This window comes from Vibrio sp. YT-17, assembly GCF_033337375.1.
Lineage (GTDB): Bacteria > Pseudomonadota > Gammaproteobacteria > Enterobacterales > Vibrionaceae > Vibrio > Vibrio alginolyticus.
This window is the reverse complement of record NZ_JAWOQP010000150.1, coordinates 1-1168: the sequence shown is the minus strand read 5'-3', so window position 1 is coordinate 1168 and position 1168 is coordinate 1. Positions and strand designations below refer to the sequence as shown.

At 44.9% G+C, this 1168-nt stretch carries 2 protein-coding genes; one reads left to right on the top strand and one right to left on the bottom strand.

Annotated elements, in window-relative coordinates; all coding sequences use genetic code 11:
- Positions 1 to 397 (top strand): class II glutamine amidotransferase (locus tag R7F67_RS24570; RefSeq protein WP_318057506.1); only part of this gene is annotated, 397 nt, incomplete at its 5' end.
- An 80-nt stretch (positions 398 to 477) separates the two neighbouring features.
- Here R7F67_RS24570 and purN read toward each other — a convergent pair.
- Complete coding sequence (gene purN / locus R7F67_RS24565) at positions 478 to 1125, bottom strand: phosphoribosylglycinamide formyltransferase (protein ID WP_025795799.1); 648 nt, start codon at positions 1123 to 1125, stop codon at positions 478 to 480.
- Positions 1126 to 1168 lie beyond the last annotated feature (43 nt).

Sequence of the window (1168 nt, the reverse complement as noted above, 5' to 3'; positions counted from 1 at the left end):
GTACTGGGAATCTGTTTTTCGCTACATCGCTAAATGTTGCGATCAGCTCAAAGAAAAAGGTGTGTTCAATATGTTGCTCAGCGACGGCGAGTTTGTCATGACGTATTGTACTAATCACTTGTATTGGATTACGCGTCGCGCACCGTTTGGCAAGGCCGCTTTACTAGATGAAGATGTGGAGATCAACTTCCAAGAAGAAACAACACCAAACGATGTTGTTTCTGTCATTGCGACTCAGCCTTTAACCGGCAATGAGACTTGGCATCGAATGAAGCCCGGTGAATATGGTTTGTTTCACCTTGGTGAACTGATCCAAAACAATGCATCTGATTTGAAAGATGTGCCATTTGCAGCGCCCAAACCGAGTAATCAAGCTACGACCGAACCATTGGAATAGCGACGTTTCTAGACATCAAGTTTTCCAAATAACAAAAAGGCAGTCACTCGACTGCCTTTTTTTGATGCGTTAAAAAGTACTTATTCTTCTTCAGCGGCTGCGTAGCCATGAGGACCGAGTTCTTTGCCATCTAACCAAGCTTTGCCATCTTGCATGATTAAACGCTCTTCAACGAGCCACTTAGTCACGATAGGGTAAATGGTGTGCTCTTGAGTTTGTACACGCGCAGCGAGTGCTGCTGCATCATCATCTTCAAATACTGGCACTTTTGCTTGAAGAACTACGGGACCGCCGTCTAACTCTTCTGTGACAAAGTGAACACTTGTGCCGTGCTCTTTGTCTTTGGCGTCAATCGCGCGCTGGTGGGTGTGTAAACCCGGGTATTTAGGTAGAAGAGAAGGGTGAATGTTGATCATCTTACCGAGATAGTGCGAAACAAATGCACCGCTAAGAATGCGCATGTACCCAGCAAGAACGACAACATCGGGCTGATACTTGTCAATTTGTTGCATCAACTCGGCATCGAATGCCTCGCGTGACTCGAACGCTTTTGGGTCAACAAAGTGGCCATCAACATTAAACTGTTTTGCACGTTCTAGGCCGTATGCGTCAGATTTATTAGAAAATACTGCTGCAACGTGTGCGTTAGGCATGCTGTTTTCACAAGCTTCTAAAATGGCTTGTAAGTTACTGCCGTTACCTGAAATTAGGACCACGATGTTTTTCATGATGTTGGGACTGCCTTGATATTGTAGGTTCTATAAATTACCT

Bases quoted from the DNA above. Each gene is read 5' to 3' on its own strand.
- purN (WP_025795799.1), bottom strand. From the start codon at position 1,125: ATGAAAAACATCGTGGTCCTAATTTCAGGTAACGGCAGTAACTTACAA.